19 protein-coding genes are annotated in these 20,479 nt (G+C 37.6%); 2 read left to right on the top strand and 17 right to left on the bottom strand.

Features of this window, described 5'->3' with window-relative positions:
* Positions 1 to 6: 6 nt before the first annotated feature.
* The 12 genes from IGI44_RS20960 to IGI44_RS20905 all read right to left on the bottom strand — a co-directional run bounded on the left by IGI44_RS20960 (position 7) and on the right by IGI44_RS20905 (position 13,971).
* A complete protein-coding gene (locus IGI44_RS20960; protein ID WP_438789854.1) occupies positions 7 to 1,188 on the bottom strand; it encodes a lactonase family protein in 1,182 nt (393 codons plus the stop codon).
* Position 1,189: 1 nt separating this feature from the next.
* On the bottom strand, positions 1,190 to 2,323 hold the full coding sequence (locus IGI44_RS20955; protein ID WP_010767740.1) for a hypothetical protein: 1,134 nt from the start codon (positions 2,321 to 2,323) through the stop codon (positions 1,190 to 1,192).
* Between the two features lie 16 nt (positions 2,324 to 2,339).
* On the bottom strand, positions 2,340 to 2,798 hold the full coding sequence (locus IGI44_RS20950; protein WP_349720920.1) for a C-glycoside deglycosidase beta subunit domain-containing protein: 459 nt from the start codon (positions 2,796 to 2,798) through the stop codon (positions 2,340 to 2,342).
* Between the two features lie 214 nt (positions 2,799 to 3,012).
* Positions 3,013 to 3,972, bottom strand: coding sequence for an ROK family glucokinase (locus tag IGI44_RS20945; RefSeq protein WP_438789853.1), 960 nt, complete (start codon positions 3,970 to 3,972; stop codon positions 3,013 to 3,015).
* Between the two features lie 54 nt (positions 3,973 to 4,026).
* Positions 4,027 to 4,941, bottom strand: coding sequence for a sugar phosphate isomerase/epimerase family protein (locus IGI44_RS20940; protein WP_438789852.1), 915 nt, complete (start codon positions 4,939 to 4,941; stop codon positions 4,027 to 4,029).
* A gap of 212 nt (positions 4,942 to 5,153) precedes the next feature.
* Positions 5,154 to 6,521, bottom strand: coding sequence for an MFS transporter (locus IGI44_RS20935; RefSeq protein ID WP_438789851.1), 1,368 nt, complete (start codon positions 6,519 to 6,521; stop codon positions 5,154 to 5,156).
* An 885-nt stretch (positions 6,522 to 7,406) separates the two neighbouring features.
* Entirely contained in the window at positions 7,407 to 8,879 is a 1,473-nt protein-coding gene (locus tag IGI44_RS20930; RefSeq protein ID WP_438789850.1) for a glycoside hydrolase family 1 protein, read from the bottom strand.
* A 13-nt stretch (positions 8,880 to 8,892) separates the two neighbouring features.
* Positions 8,893 to 10,728 (bottom strand): beta-glucoside-specific PTS transporter subunit IIABC, encoded by a 1,836-nt coding sequence (locus IGI44_RS20925; protein ID WP_438789849.1) that lies wholly within the window; start codon positions 10,726 to 10,728, stop codon positions 8,893 to 8,895.
* A gap of 107 nt (positions 10,729 to 10,835) precedes the next feature.
* Positions 10,836 to 11,672 (bottom strand): BglG family transcription antiterminator LicT, encoded by an 837-nt coding sequence (gene licT, locus IGI44_RS20920; protein WP_438789848.1) that lies wholly within the window; start codon positions 11,670 to 11,672, stop codon positions 10,836 to 10,838.
* 600 nt (positions 11,673 to 12,272) lie between these two features.
* A complete protein-coding gene (locus IGI44_RS20915) occupies positions 12,273 to 12,407 on the bottom strand; it encodes a hypothetical protein (protein ID WP_438789847.1) in 135 nt (44 codons plus the stop codon).
* 701 nt (positions 12,408 to 13,108) lie between these two features.
* Complete coding sequence (locus IGI44_RS20910; RefSeq protein WP_438789846.1) at positions 13,109 to 13,402, bottom strand: hypothetical protein; 294 nt, start codon at positions 13,400 to 13,402, stop codon at positions 13,109 to 13,111.
* Positions 13,402 to 13,971 (bottom strand): NADPH-dependent FMN reductase, encoded by a 570-nt coding sequence (locus tag IGI44_RS20905; protein WP_438789845.1) that lies wholly within the window; start codon positions 13,969 to 13,971, stop codon positions 13,402 to 13,404. Before IGI44_RS20905 ends, IGI44_RS20910 begins: the two co-directional genes overlap by 1 nt.
* A gap of 80 nt (positions 13,972 to 14,051) precedes the next feature.
* On the opposite strand from IGI44_RS20905, the gene IGI44_RS20900 reads away from it, so the two are divergent.
* Positions 14,052 to 14,492, top strand: coding sequence for a MarR family winged helix-turn-helix transcriptional regulator (locus tag IGI44_RS20900; protein WP_438789844.1), 441 nt, complete (start codon positions 14,052 to 14,054; stop codon positions 14,490 to 14,492).
* A 575-nt stretch (positions 14,493 to 15,067) separates the two neighbouring features.
* Here IGI44_RS20900 and IGI44_RS20895 read toward each other — a convergent pair.
* The 3 genes from IGI44_RS20895 to IGI44_RS20885 all read right to left on the bottom strand — a co-directional run bounded on the left by IGI44_RS20895 (position 15,068) and on the right by IGI44_RS20885 (position 18,458).
* Complete coding sequence (locus tag IGI44_RS20895) at positions 15,068 to 16,114, bottom strand: zinc-binding dehydrogenase (RefSeq protein WP_438789843.1); 1,047 nt, start codon at positions 16,112 to 16,114, stop codon at positions 15,068 to 15,070.
* Positions 16,115 to 16,671: 557 nt separating this feature from the next.
* Positions 16,672 to 17,256, bottom strand: a complete 585-nt coding sequence (locus tag IGI44_RS20890; RefSeq protein ID WP_438789842.1) for a histidine phosphatase family protein — start codon at positions 17,254 to 17,256, stop codon at positions 16,672 to 16,674.
* Between the two features lie 416 nt (positions 17,257 to 17,672).
* Positions 17,673 to 18,458 (bottom strand): SDR family oxidoreductase, encoded by a 786-nt coding sequence (locus tag IGI44_RS20885; protein WP_438789841.1) that lies wholly within the window; start codon positions 18,456 to 18,458, stop codon positions 17,673 to 17,675.
* Positions 18,459 to 18,566: 108 nt separating this feature from the next.
* Here IGI44_RS20885 and IGI44_RS20880 point away from each other — a divergent pair, with 108 nt between their 5' ends.
* Positions 18,567 to 19,124 carry a TetR family transcriptional regulator gene (locus tag IGI44_RS20880; RefSeq protein ID WP_438789840.1) on the top strand — a complete coding sequence of 186 codons (558 nt, stop codon included), beginning with the start codon at positions 18,567 to 18,569 and terminating at the stop codon, positions 19,122 to 19,124.
* A 211-nt stretch (positions 19,125 to 19,335) separates the two neighbouring features.
* Here the strand turns inward: IGI44_RS20880 and IGI44_RS20875 are convergent, their stop codons facing one another.
* Both IGI44_RS20875 and IGI44_RS20870 read right to left on the bottom strand, forming a co-directional pair.
* The gene (locus IGI44_RS20875; RefSeq protein WP_438789839.1) at positions 19,336 to 19,578 is read right to left on the bottom strand and encodes a hypothetical protein; all 243 of its coding nucleotides are present in this window, start codon (positions 19,576 to 19,578) and stop codon (positions 19,336 to 19,338) included.
* A 349-nt stretch (positions 19,579 to 19,927) separates the two neighbouring features.
* Positions 19,928 to 20,458, bottom strand: a complete 531-nt coding sequence (locus IGI44_RS20870; RefSeq protein WP_438789838.1) for a YbhB/YbcL family Raf kinase inhibitor-like protein — start codon at positions 20,456 to 20,458, stop codon at positions 19,928 to 19,930.
* Positions 20,459 to 20,479: the final 21 nt, after the last annotated feature.

Below are 20,479 nucleotides of genomic sequence, written 5' to 3'. Positions count from 1 at the left end.
ATGGTCTTAACCAAATTGAATATTCACTGGATTATTTACTTGAATTTCTGAACCTGTATTTGTCAGTTTTCCATTTGCTTCATCGACTAAAAATTTATTGATCGTCCCTGAACGTTGATTCACTACATATATATGATCACCCGCTAAATCAAAATTAATGCTGCGAGGTATCGCTCCGCCTGAAGAAACGATTTCGATCAATTCCATTTTTCCGTTTTCGCTCAAACGGTAAGCTGTAATGCTGTCATCACCGCGATTTGAGACATATAAATAGTTGCCGGATTTGTGTATTTTTAGGTCGGCTGTTTGATTATGAGCGAAGATATCAGTTGGATCGTCCTTTGGTTGATAGTTATCCGACACTGTAACTGCACGTTCCAAATGATTCATCTCGCCTGTCTTTGAATTAAAAGAGTAACTATGGACTGTATGGTTTTGCTCACTGTTACAATAAAGAATTGGCTGTGTTGGATGAAACGCGATATGTCTTGGCCCAGAGCCTTTTTCTGTTTCTTGAGCCCAGACTTCGTTCAAGGTTGCTTCTTCGTAATCGATCTTGTAAACATGAATCAAATCACAGCCTTTATCTGCACAAAGCAGATAGTTTTCAGTTGGATCGAGACAAACACTATGAGGATGACTTGTCCATTGGAATAACGGTAAATCGCTAGAGCCCTCCAATACTTTCAGTTCACAGCACTCACTTAGACTTCCATCTGCATTAATTGGAAACATCGCGATACTGCCTTCATCAAAGAAGCGTTTGGCGACGTAGGTTCCTTGTTCGGTTCTCACACTGCGAGTAATGACTTCTTCATGATTGCCATGATTAGCCGCAAAGGCGTATCTGTTTTGACTATCTACCGTAATATAGCAAGGATAGGCTCCGGCTGAAGAGACTTCATTCAAAAAGGAAAGCTTTCCATCCTCATCTACCGAGTAAGAAGCGATACCTCCGCCATTTCCGTGCACGCCACCTAGATCTTTGCGCTCATCCGTGGCATAGATATAGCGAACATTTTTAGCAACCGCCATACTGCCGACATTGACATCTGGCGTTACTTTGCTGATTAATTCAAACGTTTCCGCATCATAGGCTTTGATCCCGCCATCGCCTGCTTCAGGGTTATTCACGCCTTGAATGTCCGCGCCCCACGCGCCTACATAAATGATTTCTTGTTTATTCATCCTATTCACCAATCAATCGTTTTAGCATTTCTTGATGTCTTCTCACTTGTTCGATTTCACTGTTTAATTCTTTTTCGGTCCGATCTTGGTAGTAACGTTGACCTTCGTACTCCGAATTGATATAGCCTTCATAACCGTTTTCCTTCAAGAACTTGATTGGCCCTTCGTAATCAATAGCGATATCCTGGTACTGACCAGGTTTTCCAGGAATTTCAGACATATTGTAGAATTTACCGTGTATGCTCACGATGTAAGGCATGATCGCACCTAAGTCCTCTGGTTTCGTTCTAGAAAGCAATAGTGCTTGTGACATGACTTCAAAATCAATATCTGTATAATCTGGCACATTGTCACGGATCATTTGCTGCATTTTTTTGAAGGCTGGCAATAAATCAGCTGGTGCTTCATCATGCTTCAAATAGCGATGGAACAAAGATTGGACATTCCCTGCACTATATAATGAAAGATCAATTTCATTTAACTCATTGCTCTTGCCTAGATGATTGTCCATACATAATTGAACAACTAAATCACAGCTTTCTTGTTTGGCTCCTTGACGCATGTACCATTCCAACGCCGCTTCAGAAGGTCGAAAAGCGAAGATACCCCAGTCAGGAACAAGTCCTAAATGTTTGGTTCCAGATTTCTTAGCGTATTCCACAATCTCATTGACATACTGACCATTGATCGGAATCGGTGCATGGATCTCTTTGCCTAATTTGATGTCACATTCTTCCGCGACAGGCAAGGCTTCGATCATGATTTCAACTGGCGTAGTTGCTAGTGTCCGAACATTTTTGAAGCCTAAGCGTTTCGCCAAGCGAATATCATTTTTCAAACGCTCTGCTGATTCTGAATAACTCATCACATGATCACGAAATTGCAATACATCATGGAAAACATCCATAGTCACAGGAGTCGTCTTGTATTTATCCATCCATTCAAACCATTGATCGAAAAATTCCTCTGGCGGATTTGGATATTGTCGTAGAGACATCTCATCTAAAATCTCGATTCCATCCGCTCCAAAAAGATTTGTGCCAACTTCTTTGACCTGTCCTTCTAAATCTAATTCTTTAAAAAACTGCGTTTGTTGGTAACTGTAAAATGAAACGCCGCGTTTGATTTTTCCCATTACTAACTGCTCCCTTCTATGCTTGTAATTCCAGTTCATATTTTACGATATTACGTGTCTTATCTGATCCTGCGCCGGAGCCCGGAACAGGAGGATTTTTTACCCATTCTTCATCCGTTGGCATATATCCATATGCAGCCAGAACAGATTGCTGGAAAGCTAAAATGTGTTTCCCTGGAGTTAATCCACCTGGCTTTTTCACATGGACGATTCCCTCGTCATCGTAATCCCAGTGCTCCCAAACAGCTTTTTTAATTTCTTCAAAATCACGAGGTTCTTTTCCATTGACTTCAAAAGTCTGTAATTCTCTTGGGTATTCAGTGTCATCTACTTTGATATAGTAGCCATTGTGAAGGGATAAAAATACTCCTCGGTAGTTAGCATTTCTTGCTGCAAATTGAAAGCCCACGATATTGCCATCTTGGTCAACATCGTTTTTCAAACTGTCTTTTCGAATTAAAAAATTATCGAACATCTAAATGTCCTCCCTTTTGTTATTTGCTATACTCATAATTTAAGCTATTTTGTAAGTGCGCTCCATTTCATTTTTACCCATTAATACTGCAATTTCACTCTTCTTTTTTTATCCCGACTAAACTGCTCCTACGAAAAGACAAAATTTAACTATCATATTTTGTCTTGTCCGTTTCTGAGCACTCTTTTTGTCACAATCTTTTGTTTTCTTTTTGTCATCGTAGTAACGTTTCTTCCACAGTCAGTATCTCATTACTAGACAGATACGAATAGACAGCTCCGTAGATTCCCGCATCATTTCCGAGTTGTGCTTTACTTACATTGTAGTTTCCACGAATCGCTGGAAAAATAAATTGATCAATTTTTTCTTTCAAGGGAATTAACAACGCGTCACCGGCTCCAGATAACCCGCCACCAATCACTACCTCCTCCGCATCAACCGTATTCATGATTCCAGCGATGGCTTGACCTAAATAATTTACTGTAATCGTTAAGGCGTTCATGGCCTTTTGATTTCCTGCCTCAATCCAAGTAAAAATATCAACCGCTGAAAGATTTTCTTGATTCTCTTCCATCAGATTCCGCATCGTTTTTACGAGTCCATTTGCAGAAGCGAAAGTTTCCAAGCAATTGGTGTTCCCACAGCCACAGGTTCTTTGTTCTTGCGAATAAATAGGAATATGACCAATTTCACCGCCAGAGGAATGAACGCCATTAATCACTTTTCCATTTAGAATAATTCCTCCACCGACGCCTGTCCCTAAAGTAACAAAGACCAAATTAGATTTTCCTCTAGCAGCTCCCTTCCACATCTCACCAAGAGCTGCCGCATTCGCATCGTTTAAAAGTACAACAGGAATATCCAATTCCTTTTCAATCGCCGATTTTAACGGCATGTCTTCCCAACCTAGATTCACCGCACGAACGACTATCTGCCCATCAGGTGAGATTGGTCCGGGAACTCCAATACCAATCCCAATAATTTCTGCTTGCTGATCGTTTTGTTCAAGCATCGTTTGTTGAATACTTCGAACGATGTCAGTCGGTATATTTCTGCCATTTTCAGTGATATTGGTCGGGATTTGCCATTTTTTATGGATCTGTCCATAAACATCGATCAAAGCCAACTTAATCGTTGTTCCACCTATATCAATACCAATCATTTGTTTAATCATTGCTTTTCCTCCTAAAAAAGAGAACGAATACTTCGTCCTCTTCACTAAAATTCTCTAAATAATGAAATTTCGTAAATACTTCGTACTTAAAGTAACAGACTTTTTGACGTCCTCATAAGTTTTCTCAAAAGCTTTATCTTCTACTTCAATACACGTGTACCCTTCATAACCAATATCCGTTAAGGCAGACACATATTGACCCCAATCAACATCACCTAAACCTGGTAATTTCGGACTCATGTATTCTAACGGTGTAGCCATCACGCCAACGTCAGCTAACTTATCGGCATATACTTTGATATCCTTGTAATGGACATGGAAAATTTTCTCTTTGAACTCATACAAAGGACGAATATAATCGATTTGCTGCCAAATAAAGTGGGATGGATCGTAATTAATCCCAAAGTAGTCACTATCGATTACTTCAAATACTTTTCGCCAATTACTAGGCGAAGTCATGATGTTTTTCCCTCCCGGCCATTCATCTTCAGTGAAAAGCATCGGACAATTTTCGATCGCGATTTTTACTTTTTTCTCTTCAGCGTATTTAACAATTGGATTCCAAACTTTAGCTGCTTCCTTCAAATTCTCAGAGACCGATTTACTTTGCATCCGCCCGACAAATGTCGTAACTAAATTGATGTTCATTAAGCTCGCTGCATCGATCAAGGTGTACAAATGATCGATCGCTTCTTGGCGTTTTTCTAAATTTTCATCTAACGGATTTGGATAATAAGCTAAAGCAGAGATTTCTACCTTCTTTTGCTTACAATAGGCTAAAATCTCTTCTGATTTTTCTTTGGTTAAATTTTTAGTGTCTATATGCGAAACACCTGCATAGCGACGCTCAGCTTTTCCCAGTGGCCAACAAGCAACCTCGACGCAATCAAGACCATTTTCTGCTACGATATCAATCATCTCTTCGAAATTACTTTGATCAAAAATCGCACTGACGATTCCTAATTTCATGATTTTTTCCTTCTTTCTGTTCTTTCATACCTTTATTCTAATGTCCTCAAACTGTTAAAGCATTGGAAGTTTTATTCAATATTCATTGAAATATTTATCCTTATTTTTGTTCTGGAAATCATTCATATCAAATAGAACAAAATTTAATAGTTAAATCTTGCTTTGCGGACATAAAAAGCAATCAAGCAAAGTCGCTTGATTGCTATAAGATATTATTTTTCCACAACCGTATTTTCTGGAATCGCATTTTCTTTTTGTTTAAAATGCTTAGTTTGAATATTAATTAATGTTATTGATATAGCGGCAACAATACCTGGTATCGCAAAAACCAAAAACCACATAGTGATTGAGACATTTGCTGTAAGCAACATTCCACCAACGATTGGCCCTAACATTCCACCAATTCGACCTGTCGCATTCGCAAAACCTACTCCTGTAGTACGAATTTCGGCTGGATAATATTGAGACGCAAATGTATTCATTAATGAATGTGCCGAAAATGCAAACATACCGATTAAACCAACAAACAGATAAAGAACCAAAAGATTTGCCTTAATCCCCATACCAAACAAGCTGATTGCTCCAACAGAATAAATGATTGGCATCAACACTCTAAAGCCAACTTTATCTACCATAATTGCCCAAAGAACGGTGCCTAAAAGCGTGCCTAAATTTAACACCACGGAAAACGTTAAGCTAGAGCCTAATGCATAGCCATTTGAGTTCATAACCTGTGGCAACCAAACGTTTACACCATTAATGGTAAGCAGCCCGCAAATATAAATTAACGTAATAAGAACTGTTCCTAGTGCATATCGCTTGTTGAATAACTTTAGATAAGAAACCTTTTCTGAGTTTTTTTCATCCTCAGCATCAAAAGTAATCGTTTCTTTAGTTGACTCCAATACCGCTTGATAATTAGGATCAATTTTCGTTAATGTCGCGTTTAATTTATCTGTTTGGTTACTTTGAGATAAATAGCGTGCTGATTCAGGAATCACTTTAATGAAGATAGGGATTAGTAACAAAGGTAAAATAGAGAGCCATAATACAGGTTTCCACCCAAATTGTGGCATTACATTCATCGCCACTAGTGGAGCTAAGATTCCACCAATTTGATTTCCACAAATAGCAAAAGCAACCATCTTTGCTTTGTTTGCTTTTGGAGAATACTCTGTTAACAAGGAGATAACGATTGGAGTCGCTCCCCCACTACCAACCCCAGCCATAAATCGACAAATACCAAACATTAACCCGCTATTAGTGAAGGTCGCACATACAATGAAAAAATTGAAAATAAAAATAGATACAATCAATAATTTCTTAACTCCAAACTTATCTGCTAAAAAACTTAGTAAAATGGCCCCTAACATCATCCCAAACATAGCTGAACTTCCAATAAAACCAACCTGTGTCGTACTGATATTCCATTCTTTAATAACTACTGGTACGATAGATCCGAAAACTGACAACTCATACCCAGAAAACGTGATGACAAAAAAGCCAATCGCCAACAATACTTTATGAAATCCATTAAACTTGCTGTTATCAAGAAATGAATTTAATACTTTTTGATTCATCGAAACCCTCCATAATTATATTCTGATACCAAACAAATCTCTCCAATAAAACCAGTTACTATTTGGTCATTATTGTCTCCACTGAAGCATTAAATAAATCCGTTCAGTTGGAGTATTCCTACTGCCTCCTTTTTGTATATAGTCAAATTTAGTCTTTTTGAGAATTTCTAACTATATTTTTTTTACACAAAACAACTGTTTAAGAAAGCCTTTTACAAAAAAAGGAATTTAAAAGAAAGAAAAAGTGCAAGATTCAGAATATAAATGAGGATTCGCGTTTAGTAATTAGAAGGCGTGCTAATTTAACGGATAAAAATAAAAGTATACTACTCCAACAAAACAATGTCATAATTTGGTTCGAGTGAATCATGAAAATAAGTAATTAAGTTTAGTTCAGATTCTTTAAAAAATTCGTATTAAAAAATAAGCCCTCAGATTATCGTTTGATATGCTGACTCTAACTGGAACAAAGAAATAGTTAAGTCCTAGTTAACGAAAAGAAATCATGAGTCGGACAGAATTAGTCACAATCATCGATAATTATAAGGACTATTACAAAAATGGGGCTTTCAACGAAAATTGCATACAATGACGCCTATGGAATATCATTTATATTATTAAGCAGCCTAAGGTACGACCAACCAAGCAGTAGCACGACGGTTACTGGGTAAAAAAAGTAAAAAAACTACCCTCCAAAACTGAAAGGGTAGTTCTAAAAACCATTCATTTTTTATTGACAGGTAGCCCACCAGAGTTAATTTATTGGGCTTTATATCAATAATATACTTGTAAGTTGAGATACTTTCTAACAAAGTAATAGTTAATATTTTAACCATCTTAATATAAAAAATGGACTTTTGCTCAATATAATACGATCAAATGGTGTTACCTAATTTCAATCTTCTCCCCATTAGATTCAATGACTTGTTTGTAATAGTAAAAACTATCTTTTTTGATTCGGTTATACGTGCCGTTTCCATAATCATCTACATCAACATAAATGAAACCATAGCGCTTCGACATTTGCCGTGTAGATTCGGAAATAATATCGATACATCCCCACCACGTATAGCCTAACAGCTCTACACCGTCTTCGTTGATCGCGTCACTCATGGCTTGGACATGATCTCGAAGGTATTCTTTTCGGTAGTCGTCATGAATTTTGCCATCTTCAGAAACCACATCCTTTTCACCTAAGCCATTTTCTACAATGAACAACGGTTTTCTGTATCGATCATACAAGTCTACCAGCGAAATTCGTAATCCGATTGGATCTGTCTGCCAGCCCCACTCACTTGAAGCCAAATATGGATTCTTCACGCCATTTACTGTATTTCCTGGCGCCATATCCAACCCTGTTGTATCGGCCGCCATACATGAAGTCATATAATAACTAAATGAAACAAAATCAACGGTTCCTTCTTTTAGAATTTTTTCGTCTTCTGGTTCTTGATGAAGAACAAAGTTTTTGTTCTCGATCTCTTTCAATAAATACTTCGGATATTCACCGAACACTTGAATATCAACATAGCGATAGATTGATCGCATCCGTTGCTGAGTCGCTAAGTTATCCTCTGGTTTGCAGGTGAATGGATAGAAACATAATTTGGTCATCATACAACCAATCTGTGCTTCAGGATACATTTCTTTACACATTTTGACCGCTTTAGCACTGGCAATCATTTGATGATGCATCGCTTGATAGATGGCTTGTTCAAACGGCATGTCTGTAAATCGATCCTCGATCAACCCTCCACTTGTCACAGGGTGACGCAGCATCGCGTCGACTTCGTTAAATGTCAGCCAATACTTCACATACTTGCCAAAACGTTCAAAGCACGTTTTGGCATATTTATCAAACAGATCAATGGCCTCTCTTGAATACCAGCCACGATACTTTGTAATTAATTCAATCGGCGGATCGTAATGTGACAATGTTACTAGTGGCTCAATGTCATATTTCTTTAGTTCTTTGAAAACATTCTCGTAGAATTCAATGCCTTTTTCATTAGGTGTAGGATCTTCAGGATTGGTATAAATTCTACTCCAGCAAATAGACATGCGATAAATCTTGAAGCCCATTTCAGCAAATAGACGGATATCTTCTTTGTAATGATGGTAGTGATCGATTCCACGACGTTTTGGATAATTTTCCTCAGGCCCAGCTATCAAAGCTTTTTCTAGTTCTTCTGTTGAGTACGCAAATTGCTTGGTGAAATCTGCGACCCCAACCTCTCTATACGGAAGACAATCTTCGATGGTCATTCCTTTGCCATCGATATTCCACGCGCCTTCACACTGATTGGCAGCTGTTGCGCCACCCCACATAAAATTTTCTGGAAAAGTTGTTTTACTCATTTTTTGTCCTCCATTACTGAATAATTTCCAATAGTTTATTTGAATTCTTGATTGATCCCTGTACCTTATTTGGAATCACATCAAGAAACTGATTGGTGTTTGAAATAATAATCGGTGTGACAATTGAAAATCCTTGCTCCTTGATCTTCGAGAAGTCTACCTCTGCCAAAACATCGCCCTGATGAATCTTCTGACCTTCGACTACCTGAATATCGAAATATTCTCCTTTGAGATTTGCGGTATCTAGTCCGATATGAATGATCAACTCGACACCATTAGTCGATGTTAACCCAATCGCATGTTTAGTTGGATAAATAGTTACTACTTCACCATCAAAAGGCGCAACAACTTGATTACTATTCGGTTCGATCGCAATCCCTTTTCCCATAATTCCTTTAGAAAAAACATCATCTTCAATTTCTTTTAACTCAATGAGTTTTCCTGATAACGGACTGTACACACCATAATCCACTTGTTTTGATGATTCCTTTTGTTTCTGATCTTTTTCTTCTGACAAGCCTAAAATCTGCACTAGAATAAAAGATATAGCAGCAGCCATAGCCATACCGATACAAACAAAGACAAAACCAGGACCCATAAACACAGGTAGAGACAGGATACTAGAGTTAACGTAAGCGGTTGAAGTCCCTTTAAACGTTGCCACGAAAGCCCCTGCGATTCCGCCGCCAACCATCGTTGCGATCAGTGCATTTCTAAATTTGAGCAATACCCCGTAAATTACAGGCTCAGTGATCCCGATAAAAGCAGAGATGAAGGCAGAAAATGAAATCGTCTTAATTTCAGAATCTTTGGACTTGAACCATGTTCCTAAAGCAGTACCTGCCATAGCCAGCGTTCCCATCGTGTTGATCGGTAAAATAACGTCATATCCAAATTGTGAAATATTCTCAATCATCAATGCGCCCAACGAAAGGTGCATCCCAGATAAAACGACAAGTGGTCGTGTCGCACCGACAACTAGTCCTGCAACAATTGGCGAGAACTCAAACAACATTTTCACCACGGATGCTAGTCCTATACTAATGTAGTTGGCAGATGGTGCGATCAAGATCAACGCAAGTGGTGTCATCACCAGCATCACTAGCATCGGTGTAAACACTAATCTTAATGCTTTAGGAATCACCTTATCGATAAAAGGATGAACATAACTTAATACCCATACGGTTAAAATGATCGGGATACTACTCCCAGCGTATTTCACAAAAGGAACCGTTAAGCCAAATACTAATAGCCCTGGTTCGCCATTGGCTAATCCTTCTGTCATGATCGGATACAGCAAGCATCCCGCTAACGCCATCGCTAATGGAATATTGGCCTTGAAGCGCTTCGCTGCGGACCAAGCAATTAGGAATGGAAAGAAGTAAAAAACACAATCCGAGGAAATCGTTAATAACTGCATGATCCCTGAGTCGGCTTTTACATTGGCATAAGTCGTCAAAATAATGATGAGCCCTTTAATCATTCCTGTTCCAGCTAATACGGGAACAACGGGCAGAAAAATTGCCGCAAGTGTTTCAAAGAGTCCTTTTAGATGAAACCCGTTTTTCTTCTCTCCAGAATGTCCCGCAGAATGAATCTCTCCGATCTGTTTTTCCATTGCTTTGTACGCATCTGACACGTCATTTCCAATAATAATTTGCAGCTGATCCGTCGCATATTGCGCACCAATAACGCCCTTTAATTGCTTAATTTTCTCCAAATCAACAAGACTGGAATCCTTTAAATAGAAACGTAATCTAGTAACACAGTGAAATATTTCGTTTACATTTTCTTTTCCGCCAATATTCTGTAAAATTTCTTTGGACAATTTATCGTAATTTGTTGCCATCGTTCGTTTCTCCCTTCCAAATGAACAAAAAAAGACCAAAACCAAACTATCGAACAGTTTAGCTTAGGTCTTGCCTCCATGATGAGTAACAATTCTAATCGCCTCAGTTATTTAGTTGTCACTTTTTCAATATGGATCGTTAAATACAGTAAATCATCGTCACTAATCGTTTTACCGCTAAATTTCTCTATATACCGCTTTACCTTTTTAGCACACTTAAAGGATCGTCGATACCGTTCCTTCACTAGCCTCAGCAGATGATCATCTTTACTACGGCTTTCTTCTGCTTCAGTTCCAAACAATCGCTGGTAAAAGAATTTTAGATGCGTTACTAGACGATAATAATCAAGGGAATCCTCGTCAAACTCGATGTCCATCTCAATTCGAATGATCGTTAGTATTTCCTGAACCATTTCAATCATCTGCATCGTTTCCTGCATATTGGTATTCAACTCTGCATTGATGAGATGCATGACAATCGTCGCCGCCTCATCGTCAGGTAAGTCTACGTTAAATCTTTCGTTGATAACCTCAAGCTTTCGCTTAGAGAATTCGAATTCTTTTTTGTACATGCGTTTTGTTTCTAGAACTAATTTGTTTTGAACTAATAGCCCTTCGTGGTAACGTCTAACCGTAAATTGTAAATGATCGGGTAGTGAAATATAGAGATTATCATTAAACTCTTTACCTAATTCCAGCTTGGCATCCGCGATAATTTCTTTTGACATTTCGATAAACTCAACAGGAATCTCTAAAAAACTCTTCTTTAGCTTTCCAATAATATCATGATCATCTTGATAGAAAATTCGTTCTATCTTTGATTGGTCAATCCTATCTCCACGTTTTTTTTGGAAAGCTACCCCGCTGCCCAACACAACAATGTCTTCTCCATTATCATCAATGGTCAATACAGCATTATTATTAAGTACTCGAATAATTTCCATGTTTGACCTCCTTAGAAAACAAAAAAGACAACACCAAAAAGTAAGCTTACTTTTGGTCTTGCCTGCATCATCAGTAACAATCCTCTTAGTATATGTTTCGAAATCGATTTCATTTGCAGTATATCATCCTCATAAAAAAAATACAATATCTTTTTTTATATTATGTGCAGCATAAGAGATCACTTTTAACGTGCTTCATCGCTTATTAAGAACAGAAGAGGGTGCGCACAAACATATCTACAGAGTTTCAAGACCCATAGGTTCTATTAAAAAATTCATACTATCTATATTTTTGATACGTAGAGAATCAATCCACCTATGTTCATGTACAGCATGAAAACATCCGGCTTTTAAAGTTAATTAATCCCTACCTATACATGTTTGATGAACAATTTTAAAAAATTATATCACTATTTACGATACGGCTCAGTATACAACAAATAAGTTTAGCTTTCTGCTTTACTATACGGTAGACATATCGCTAATATTCAGGATTTGGAAAACATGTTTCATACTTATAACATCTAATAGACAGCAATTATTCTTGCTTTTGAAAATCATAAAAATATCTTTTTCAATCGTCCAATTGAACTCAAAAATTTATAGATAATCCAACTGAATCTCTGCTTGCTTTGCCTTTTCATCAATCAACTGGAAACCACGTTGCTGTATTTCCTTTGGTACTTGTTCATTCACTCCCCTCATGATATAACAGTTTTCTTGTGTATCGGACATTGCTTCCCCTCTTTTTAGGGCATAAAAATAACCCAATCATCAAGTTGAGATGATCGGGCTTCAAAGAAATAAAATATACTTGCAAATTGATTTAAGTCTATTAAATAAAAAGAATCTTATTTTAATTAACATTCGCTTTGTTTGATATTTTTTTTAACTATGGAAGTTATCTCTGTCCTGTTTACTTCTCTACAACCTCTAAATATTTAGTACTTGCTACACTTTTAACGTTGAATTTTCCATTTTATATGTGATTTTTGTGACACTAGCATGAGGAAAAAGACATACTTATCGAGTTATGTGTCAATCACCTTTAAGATAAACGTTGTTAAAAGCTTCAACCTAAGAAGCAATAGTGAAAAGCTGATAGCTAATTTCAAAAATAAAGAGTTTTACTAAAATGCGATAGCTCAGCTCCTGAAAGGTAACATTCTTTTCAGATATGGAAAAAAGGAGCGCCTTCTGCTAGGTATATTTTTTATACAAAAAGACACTTTCCACTTGGAAAGTGTCTTTGATTTTCTGTACAAACGAATTAACGATTTGAAAATTGTTAAGCTTTACGTGGTTTCTTATGACTTGGTCAGCTAACTCATTTTTTCAAACAGCTTTATGAAGTTTTAATAGCGACGATTTAAAGAGAGTTAATATCAATATCCAACTACTAAGAATAAGGTCAATATAGCAACAGGTGTCCTCCATTAACTATTCTTTCTTTTTGGAAATGCAATTAGCCCAATAGCTGTGCTACCAGTCCCAATCACGACTAAGACTACTTTCCTCAAATTTCGATCTCTATCGTTATCTTCTTGGGACCAATCAAACAAATCTGAAATTATACCATCTCCAGCCTTTCCATGAATAAGTTCCTCTTGTCTTTTTTCATCATTGATTTCATGTTTTTCAAAAACAAAATTGAACATATATAAACCTAGGCAAAGGGCAGCAACGAGTAAACACAAACTTCCAATAATTGTTCTTAAAGCGTTTCCCATTAAACCCCTCCTTTTCTAACCGAGAATAGGTGAATAAACTCTTCAGAAACCATTTTAACTTGAGGTTCAATCATTTTAAAAGATCGATCAATATCAATAAATTGGTTGTTCTCATCAAACATATCCTTAGAAATATTTAGTGGCGGATTCACTGACATATTGTACATATTTAATCCCTGAGTTACTAATTTCATAGAGATTAAGCCTTGAAACCCACCGTGTCCACCATACACCATAATACTTACTGGTTTGTGGCTCCATTCTGAATATAGATAGTCTAAGGCATTTTTTAATACAGCTGGATAACCCCAATTATATTGAGGAAAAACCAATACAAATCCATCATATTGACTAATTGTTTCGCTCCAAGCTTTGGTATAATCCTTTTGATAATTTCCCATAGCTGGAATATTGGGTTCATCTAAAAACGGAAGATTAATTTTTGCTAAATCGATAATATCAATTTCTAGTTCATCATGTTTCATTGTTTTCTTCACCCAGTTTGCTACATCACCACCAATTCTAGTTGGTCTGTTGCTTCCCAGAATTATTCCAATTTTGTTATTCATGTGTAAGGTCCCTTCTAAAACTCAATTTATGTGCAACTTGCACATAAATATTATAAGGGTATTGTGCTATAATTACAAGTATGGAGAACGAAATCTTTAAGTCCTTATTTCAAATAGTCAATTTTTTTAATGATCCTAAACACGACATAGAATTATTAAGAAAGGCAGGAATCAAAGGAGACCAAAATTTATTATCAATTATTGTTCGTGTTGGCATGGCAAAGACTATCAATATTGGTGATTTAGCCAAACAAGTTGGGAAAAACCATTCATCTACAAGTAGACAAATTGATAAGTTTGAAAAACAAGGATTACTAAAAACAACTTATAACAACAAAGATAAACGAATACGAGAGATATCACTAACAAAGGAAGGAAGCAATCTATTTCACTTGATTAGTGAGGTACGTCTTGAACTGTTTAATAAGATACTGAGTGAAATCAATCCTGCTGAAGCAAAAAAAATTAATGATGGACTTTCTTTACTATCTGATATTTTACAGAGAATTGAAAATGAGTAATTTGAAAGCTTCTAATAAGAAACCTCAGGAGAAAACGAGAGTGTAATATAAACCATGTAAGTAACCATCAATCCTAGGCAGGTGGTTGCTTCGCGGTTTTTCTTTGCCTTCTTCAATATCTACCAACCAAATTCCCTAACAGGAACTTCATCATACCGCTTGAGAAATCCTTCCATAAGCTCCGATGTGTTGGACCTTTTATCCCTTAATCACGCAAAGCCGATCTCGTTAACCGGCTATACGTATAACTAGTTATTTCAACGAGTCGACTACCATCTTTATGCTAGTCGCTTCAAGGTTGTACCAGAAGATTCTCTTCAATCTAATTCAATGTTTTATGTCATAATTGAAGCATTGGTATTTAGTATTTGGAGCAAAAGAATTTAAAATAGTATTGAAACAAAACATACTAAATTTAGGAGAAAGTTAAATGATGTCTTTAGTACTTTTCTTAAAATAATAAGTGCTCTAATTGTGGGTTACTCCTTATAAAAAAATCATAGTGAAAATCTTCTAGTTACTGAGTGTAAGAACCTCACTAATAGCCAATTTCCACTATGATTATTTTTGTAAAATTAGTCAGAAACAACAACCATTGATTTGATTGTTTTACGCGCTTGCATGTCTTGATATGCCTGATTAATATCTTCTAGTCTATAGGTTTCCGTAAAGACACGACCCGGATTGATATCACCGTCTAATACGGCCTTAAGCAGCAACTGTTTGTCATAGGTCGTTACAGAAGCAGAACCACCGGCTATAGAAATATTTTGAGCAAAGGTTGAGCCGATTGCCCGATTGTTGTAGTGTGGCACTCCGACATAACCGATGCGACCACCATTATGCAGAACACCCAGGGCTTGTTCAATCGCTGCTTCTGTTCCTACACATTCCAGTGCTGCATCTGCGCCACCGCCGAGAATCTCGCGAACTTTGGCGATGCCTTCTTCTCCGCGCTCAGCAACGACAGCCGTGGCTCCTGACTGAAGTGCCATCTTCTGCCGATCTTCATGTCGACTCATAAGAACAATTTGAGAAGCTCCTCGCATTTTTGCAGCAATCACTGCACATTGGCCAACGGCACCATCACCGATTACCACCACTTTGTCGCCCTTTTCGACATGAGCGCAGCGTGCAGCATGGTACCCTGTCGGCATGACATCGGCTAAAGTTAGGAGTGATTTGATCATTCCTTCTGTATAATCGGATGGTTGGCCAGGGACTTTAACCAACGCCCAATTTGCATAATGGAAGCGAATATATTCTGATTGGAAGCCATTAGACCAGTTAGTCGCCCCCTGATGGCGATCACAGGTTCCATCGAAGCCTGCACGACACGCATCACATTCCCCACAGCCGTGGGTAAACGGTACAATTACAAAGTCGCCTGGTTTGACTGTCGTGATTGCAGCACCGATTTCTTCGACGATCCCAAGTGCTTCGTGTCCATCATTGACTGAATGGGCTTCTTTATTGTCTCCGTGAGCGTATGACCAAAGATCAGATCCACAGACACATGCGCGAACAACTTTGATAATCACATCATCATCTGCTTGCAAAGTTGGCTTAGCAACTTCCTCAACAGTTACTAGACCTGCTTTTTCAAAAATAGCTGATTTCATAAATAAACACCTTGAACGACCGAAAAATAAGTACATGTACGTTTGTTCGGCGTTCTTTCCTTTCATATTTTGACTTGATCACTCAATAATACGTTACTACTCTCGATTGAGAGTCACATTCCTTCGCAATCGCTTCTTTCATCCTCAAAAATAATTCTGCGATAGTTGAACTCATATTTTTATCTGATTCCCTCCTTCATTGTTTGACTAGCGCGTTCCAATTCGTTTTGAGTAATGTCTTTCGACTGCTCTGTCATCATAATACCCTTAAAGTTAACTTTAGGTGCAAGAGGAAAATGAAAAAAATTTAAATGTACCAAATCATAAGTTCGTACAAAAGATGGCCTTTCTTTTCATTTCAGGAGAAATTGCCTAGAAAAGCTCGTTCGTAAAGCCGGACATGGATATACCTACAGTGAAGCGATTTGTTCATATGAAAACTTTATACTTTTTTATAGTCAAAAAAACCGATCCTTGGAAGGATCGGGAACAAGTTGGCATAAAAAAAGGTGCATGATAACCAAGTATAAAAAAGCAATTAACTTTCCTTAAAAAACCTACTCACCATTCGGGTTAATCGCTTTTACAAAAGAAAAGTTTCCGTCTGCATACTCGAACATCAGAACGCAGCAATTCGTAAACGGCAGGGTTACAATTTGCTCTTGCGACAACCATTTTTGAATAAATCTGTACATCGCGCCTCCGTGACTCACACATAAAATAGTGTTTCCCTCCGACGCATCCATTAATCTCAATAGCGTACTGTTCATTCGCTCCTGCACGTCATCGGCGGATTCTCCGCCATAATCAACAAAAAAATCCCCATAAGAAGTTTCGCCTGGTTTGATTTTAGGATTTAACCGTTCACTTTCACCTTCAAATTGACCAAAATTCCATTCTTTTACTCCTTTGATTGTTTGAATTTTCAAATAATCACAAACGATTTCAGCAGTGTCAACTGCACGTTCTTGGGTAGAAGAATAGGCCGCGTCGAAACGAATCTTCTCATCAATAAAATAGTCCTTGACCTTGCGTGCTTGTTTAATGCCTAAATCTGTTAGGGGAGAATCACAATGTCCCTGAATTTTTCCTTGAAGATTGAACAGCGTCTGACCATGTCTCATTAAAAATAGTTTTTTCAAATGAAATGCCCCTTTCAAAAGCTGGATATACCTAATTATAAAGCAATTGAATCCCCAAATAAATCATACCTTTTAAGATTCATTTCGCTTATCAATTATTGGTCAATCTCCGAATCAAGAAATAAAAAGACCATCTGAAACTCGCCATGAAACACAGTAACGTAGAAACGAATGTTACCTATTCGCCTTACCGCTTCGGTGTTTTGTGAATGCTCGGTCTATTTCCACAAATGCCCTATAAGTCACCGTTAATTCATGAATAAAAGCTGATCCGAAAGTCTAAAAGACTTGTGGGTCAGCTTCCTTTTTAATTCTAAAAATAAAAGTCACAACTCGCCTATGAAATCGGCTGATTCTCCCAACTGATTTGTTCTCAAGCAAGAATATTAATCCTTCGGAAATGATTCTTTGCTTATTTATAAGCCCTCTGGGAAATATTGTTTTAAGGATTCTTTGGCCATTGTTTGCTCCGTTTTATCTGAAGCGGTATTTCTCATTTTACGAAGAACTTTTGCGGCGCCCGCGTTCACCCGCTTCTTATTTTGCTCCATTCCTTTGATCGCAGCACTTACTAGATCATCCAAAGGCATGTCTCCAAAGGCTCCTGATGGGGTGCCGCTTTCTAAATTCGTTTCGGAAACGAGTGGCGGAACAAGTTCCATTACATGAACGTTTTGCATCCCAGCATAGGCCAGTTGGTCCCGCAGTGCAGATGTAAACATTTGGACTCCCGCCTTTGAGGCTGAATAAGTTGGATGAGGTGCTGAGCTGAGATAGGCGAGTCCTGATGAAATATTCACGATCATCACTTCCTTTTGCTTCAGTAATTGTGGAAGAAATAGCTTATCAACAGTGATCGTTCCTACTAAATTAATTTCGATTTCCGATAATAACGCGTCTAGATCTAGCTCTGAGTCCAGTAGGTTATGAGCTTTCATAACACCTGCTGAATTGATCACGATATTCAAATTTGGTAAGTGGCTCGGCAACCATTCCTGTAAAGCCATTAGTGATTGGCGATCCGCTACATCTGCTTGAAAGGTCAAAATTTCAGGATATTCTGACTGAACAGCTGAAAGCCTATCCTTACTGCGCCCTAAAACAACGACCTTGTTTCCTCTTTTTGATAATTCTTTGGCTAGTGCTAAGCCAATGCCGGATGTTCCACCTGTAATCATTATTTCATTATTTTTAAGTTCCATTGTAAATACTCTCCTCTGAGTTACAGTTTTCATTTTTTGTAACAAGGCAATCTTAAAGGACTAAGTTACATAAGTCAAATAATGTAACTTATGTGTTATACTCTTCTTATGAATACAATTAATCGTAAACTCATATTGGAAACAGCTGAATTTTTAATCGAGCAGCAGGGAATGAGGAAGACCTCGCTTTCACAAGTAGCGAAAGAATTGGGTGTCAGCCATGCCGCGCTTTATAAATATTTCGCAAATAAGGAGGATTTGTGGACGTCCTTGGCCTTTGGCTGGTTAAATAAGGAACTTGTAGATGTTTTTCACTTTGACCCACGTCCTTACGATTCAAAAGTTGCGCTATTGCATGATTGGTTGTGGACGTTGACTGAAAGTAAGAAAAAGGCCTACGATGCCAATCAAAAAATGTTCAAATTGTATACGACCTACATCGATAACAATCCAGTTGTTTTAAACAAACACATGCATGAGTTGAAAGAAACAATGTCAGAGCTTCTCCACCATTCAAATGACAATGATCTTAGCACTATTTTAGAGGCTTTCGTTGTTTTTTCAGCACCCTCCTTTGCCCATACGTGGGATGCTCATTTGCAGGAAAGATTTGAAGCTGTTTGGACGCTTATGCTGCCGGGTTTAACGACGCTGTTGGGCGAATAAAGTGCCTGACACAAAAGTCTCTTCACAAACACTAAAGGGCACGAAAAACTGATCGTTGATCAGATTTTCGTGCCCTCTTCTTTTTTTCATTTGGAAAAATAGAGCTTTTGTTTTCTAAATTCCACCAAAAAAGCCTTCTAAATCTCTGAAACGATTTAGAAGGCTTTTTCTATCTTAATTTAGAGACTTTTTGATCAGCTCTAATCCTATTTTATGATACACATTTGTTTAATACTGCTTCCCCTGCATCGGATAAGAAAAAGAATCTGAATGGCTTTCTTAGTGATCCGTTCCCTTCAAAAATACTTCCTTGAATAAAGCCACTTTCCTTTAAGCCCGAAATACTCTCTTCAAAATCCGTTCTAGACGTTTCAAAGAACTGGTGTGTTAAATTGTCGAAATTCTTTTTCGCAATCTCATTTAAAATATTTTGTTCTAGTTCATTTATGTTCATCGTATCCTTCCCCTCTCAAGAACTATAATTATATTAAAACAAATAATTTGAATGTTTTTTCACAATTGTTTTATTTTTAATCACATTTTAATTTTACAGTTATTTTAAACGGCTGTTTATTATTAAACTATCATAAATATTCAATTTGAACAGACCGTTAAAACAGCATTCTTCCAGTAAATTCATTAAAATATCTAACATTCCGTTTTATAACTATAGTTTTTTTAAAGGGATTAAGACACTGACTATTCTCTGCAAAATGTGCTCTTAAATCGTTATATTCCTTTTACTAAAAAGGACTTACTGATGAATTTTTTATCCCTTGTAATTCAACATTAGAGAGCAGAAGCTATTTTACTTCTACTTCAAAATTCAATACGCCACGTGCCAATACATGATCGAACATGTTAAATCCCAAAAAGGCTGGTGTAGAATCTTCGGGAATAGCGACTTTCTCTATATCTAATGCCCATACGGTTAAGAAATAGTGGTGGACACCATGTCCTTTTGGCGGTGCAGCACCAATATATTTTTTCGCACGCGCATCATTTGGTAATTGGATCGCACCTGATGGCAAGTTTGAATTATTTTTGTTTCCAGCATCCTGAGGCAATTCCTTTACTGACGCGGGAATGTTCGCTACTGCCCAGTGCCAAAAACCAGAACCTGTTGGTGCATCTGGATCATATAATGTAACAACGAAGCTCTTAGTATCTGTTGGCGCACCTGACCAGCTTACTTCTGGAGAAATATCCTGTCCGCCTTCAATGCCGAAATCGCCAGACATAAATTTTACATCCGAAAGTTCTCCTTTGATAATATCTTTACTCGTCACGTCAAATGACGGTACCTCTTGCAAACCTAAAAATGGGTTATTCATTGTACATCCTCCTATAAAAAA

This window comes from Enterococcus sp. DIV0756 (assembly GCF_051710745.1).
Taxonomy (GTDB): Bacteria; Bacillota; Bacilli; order Lactobacillales; family Enterococcaceae; genus Enterococcus_A.
This window is presented reverse-complemented; position numbering and strand designations above follow the sequence as displayed.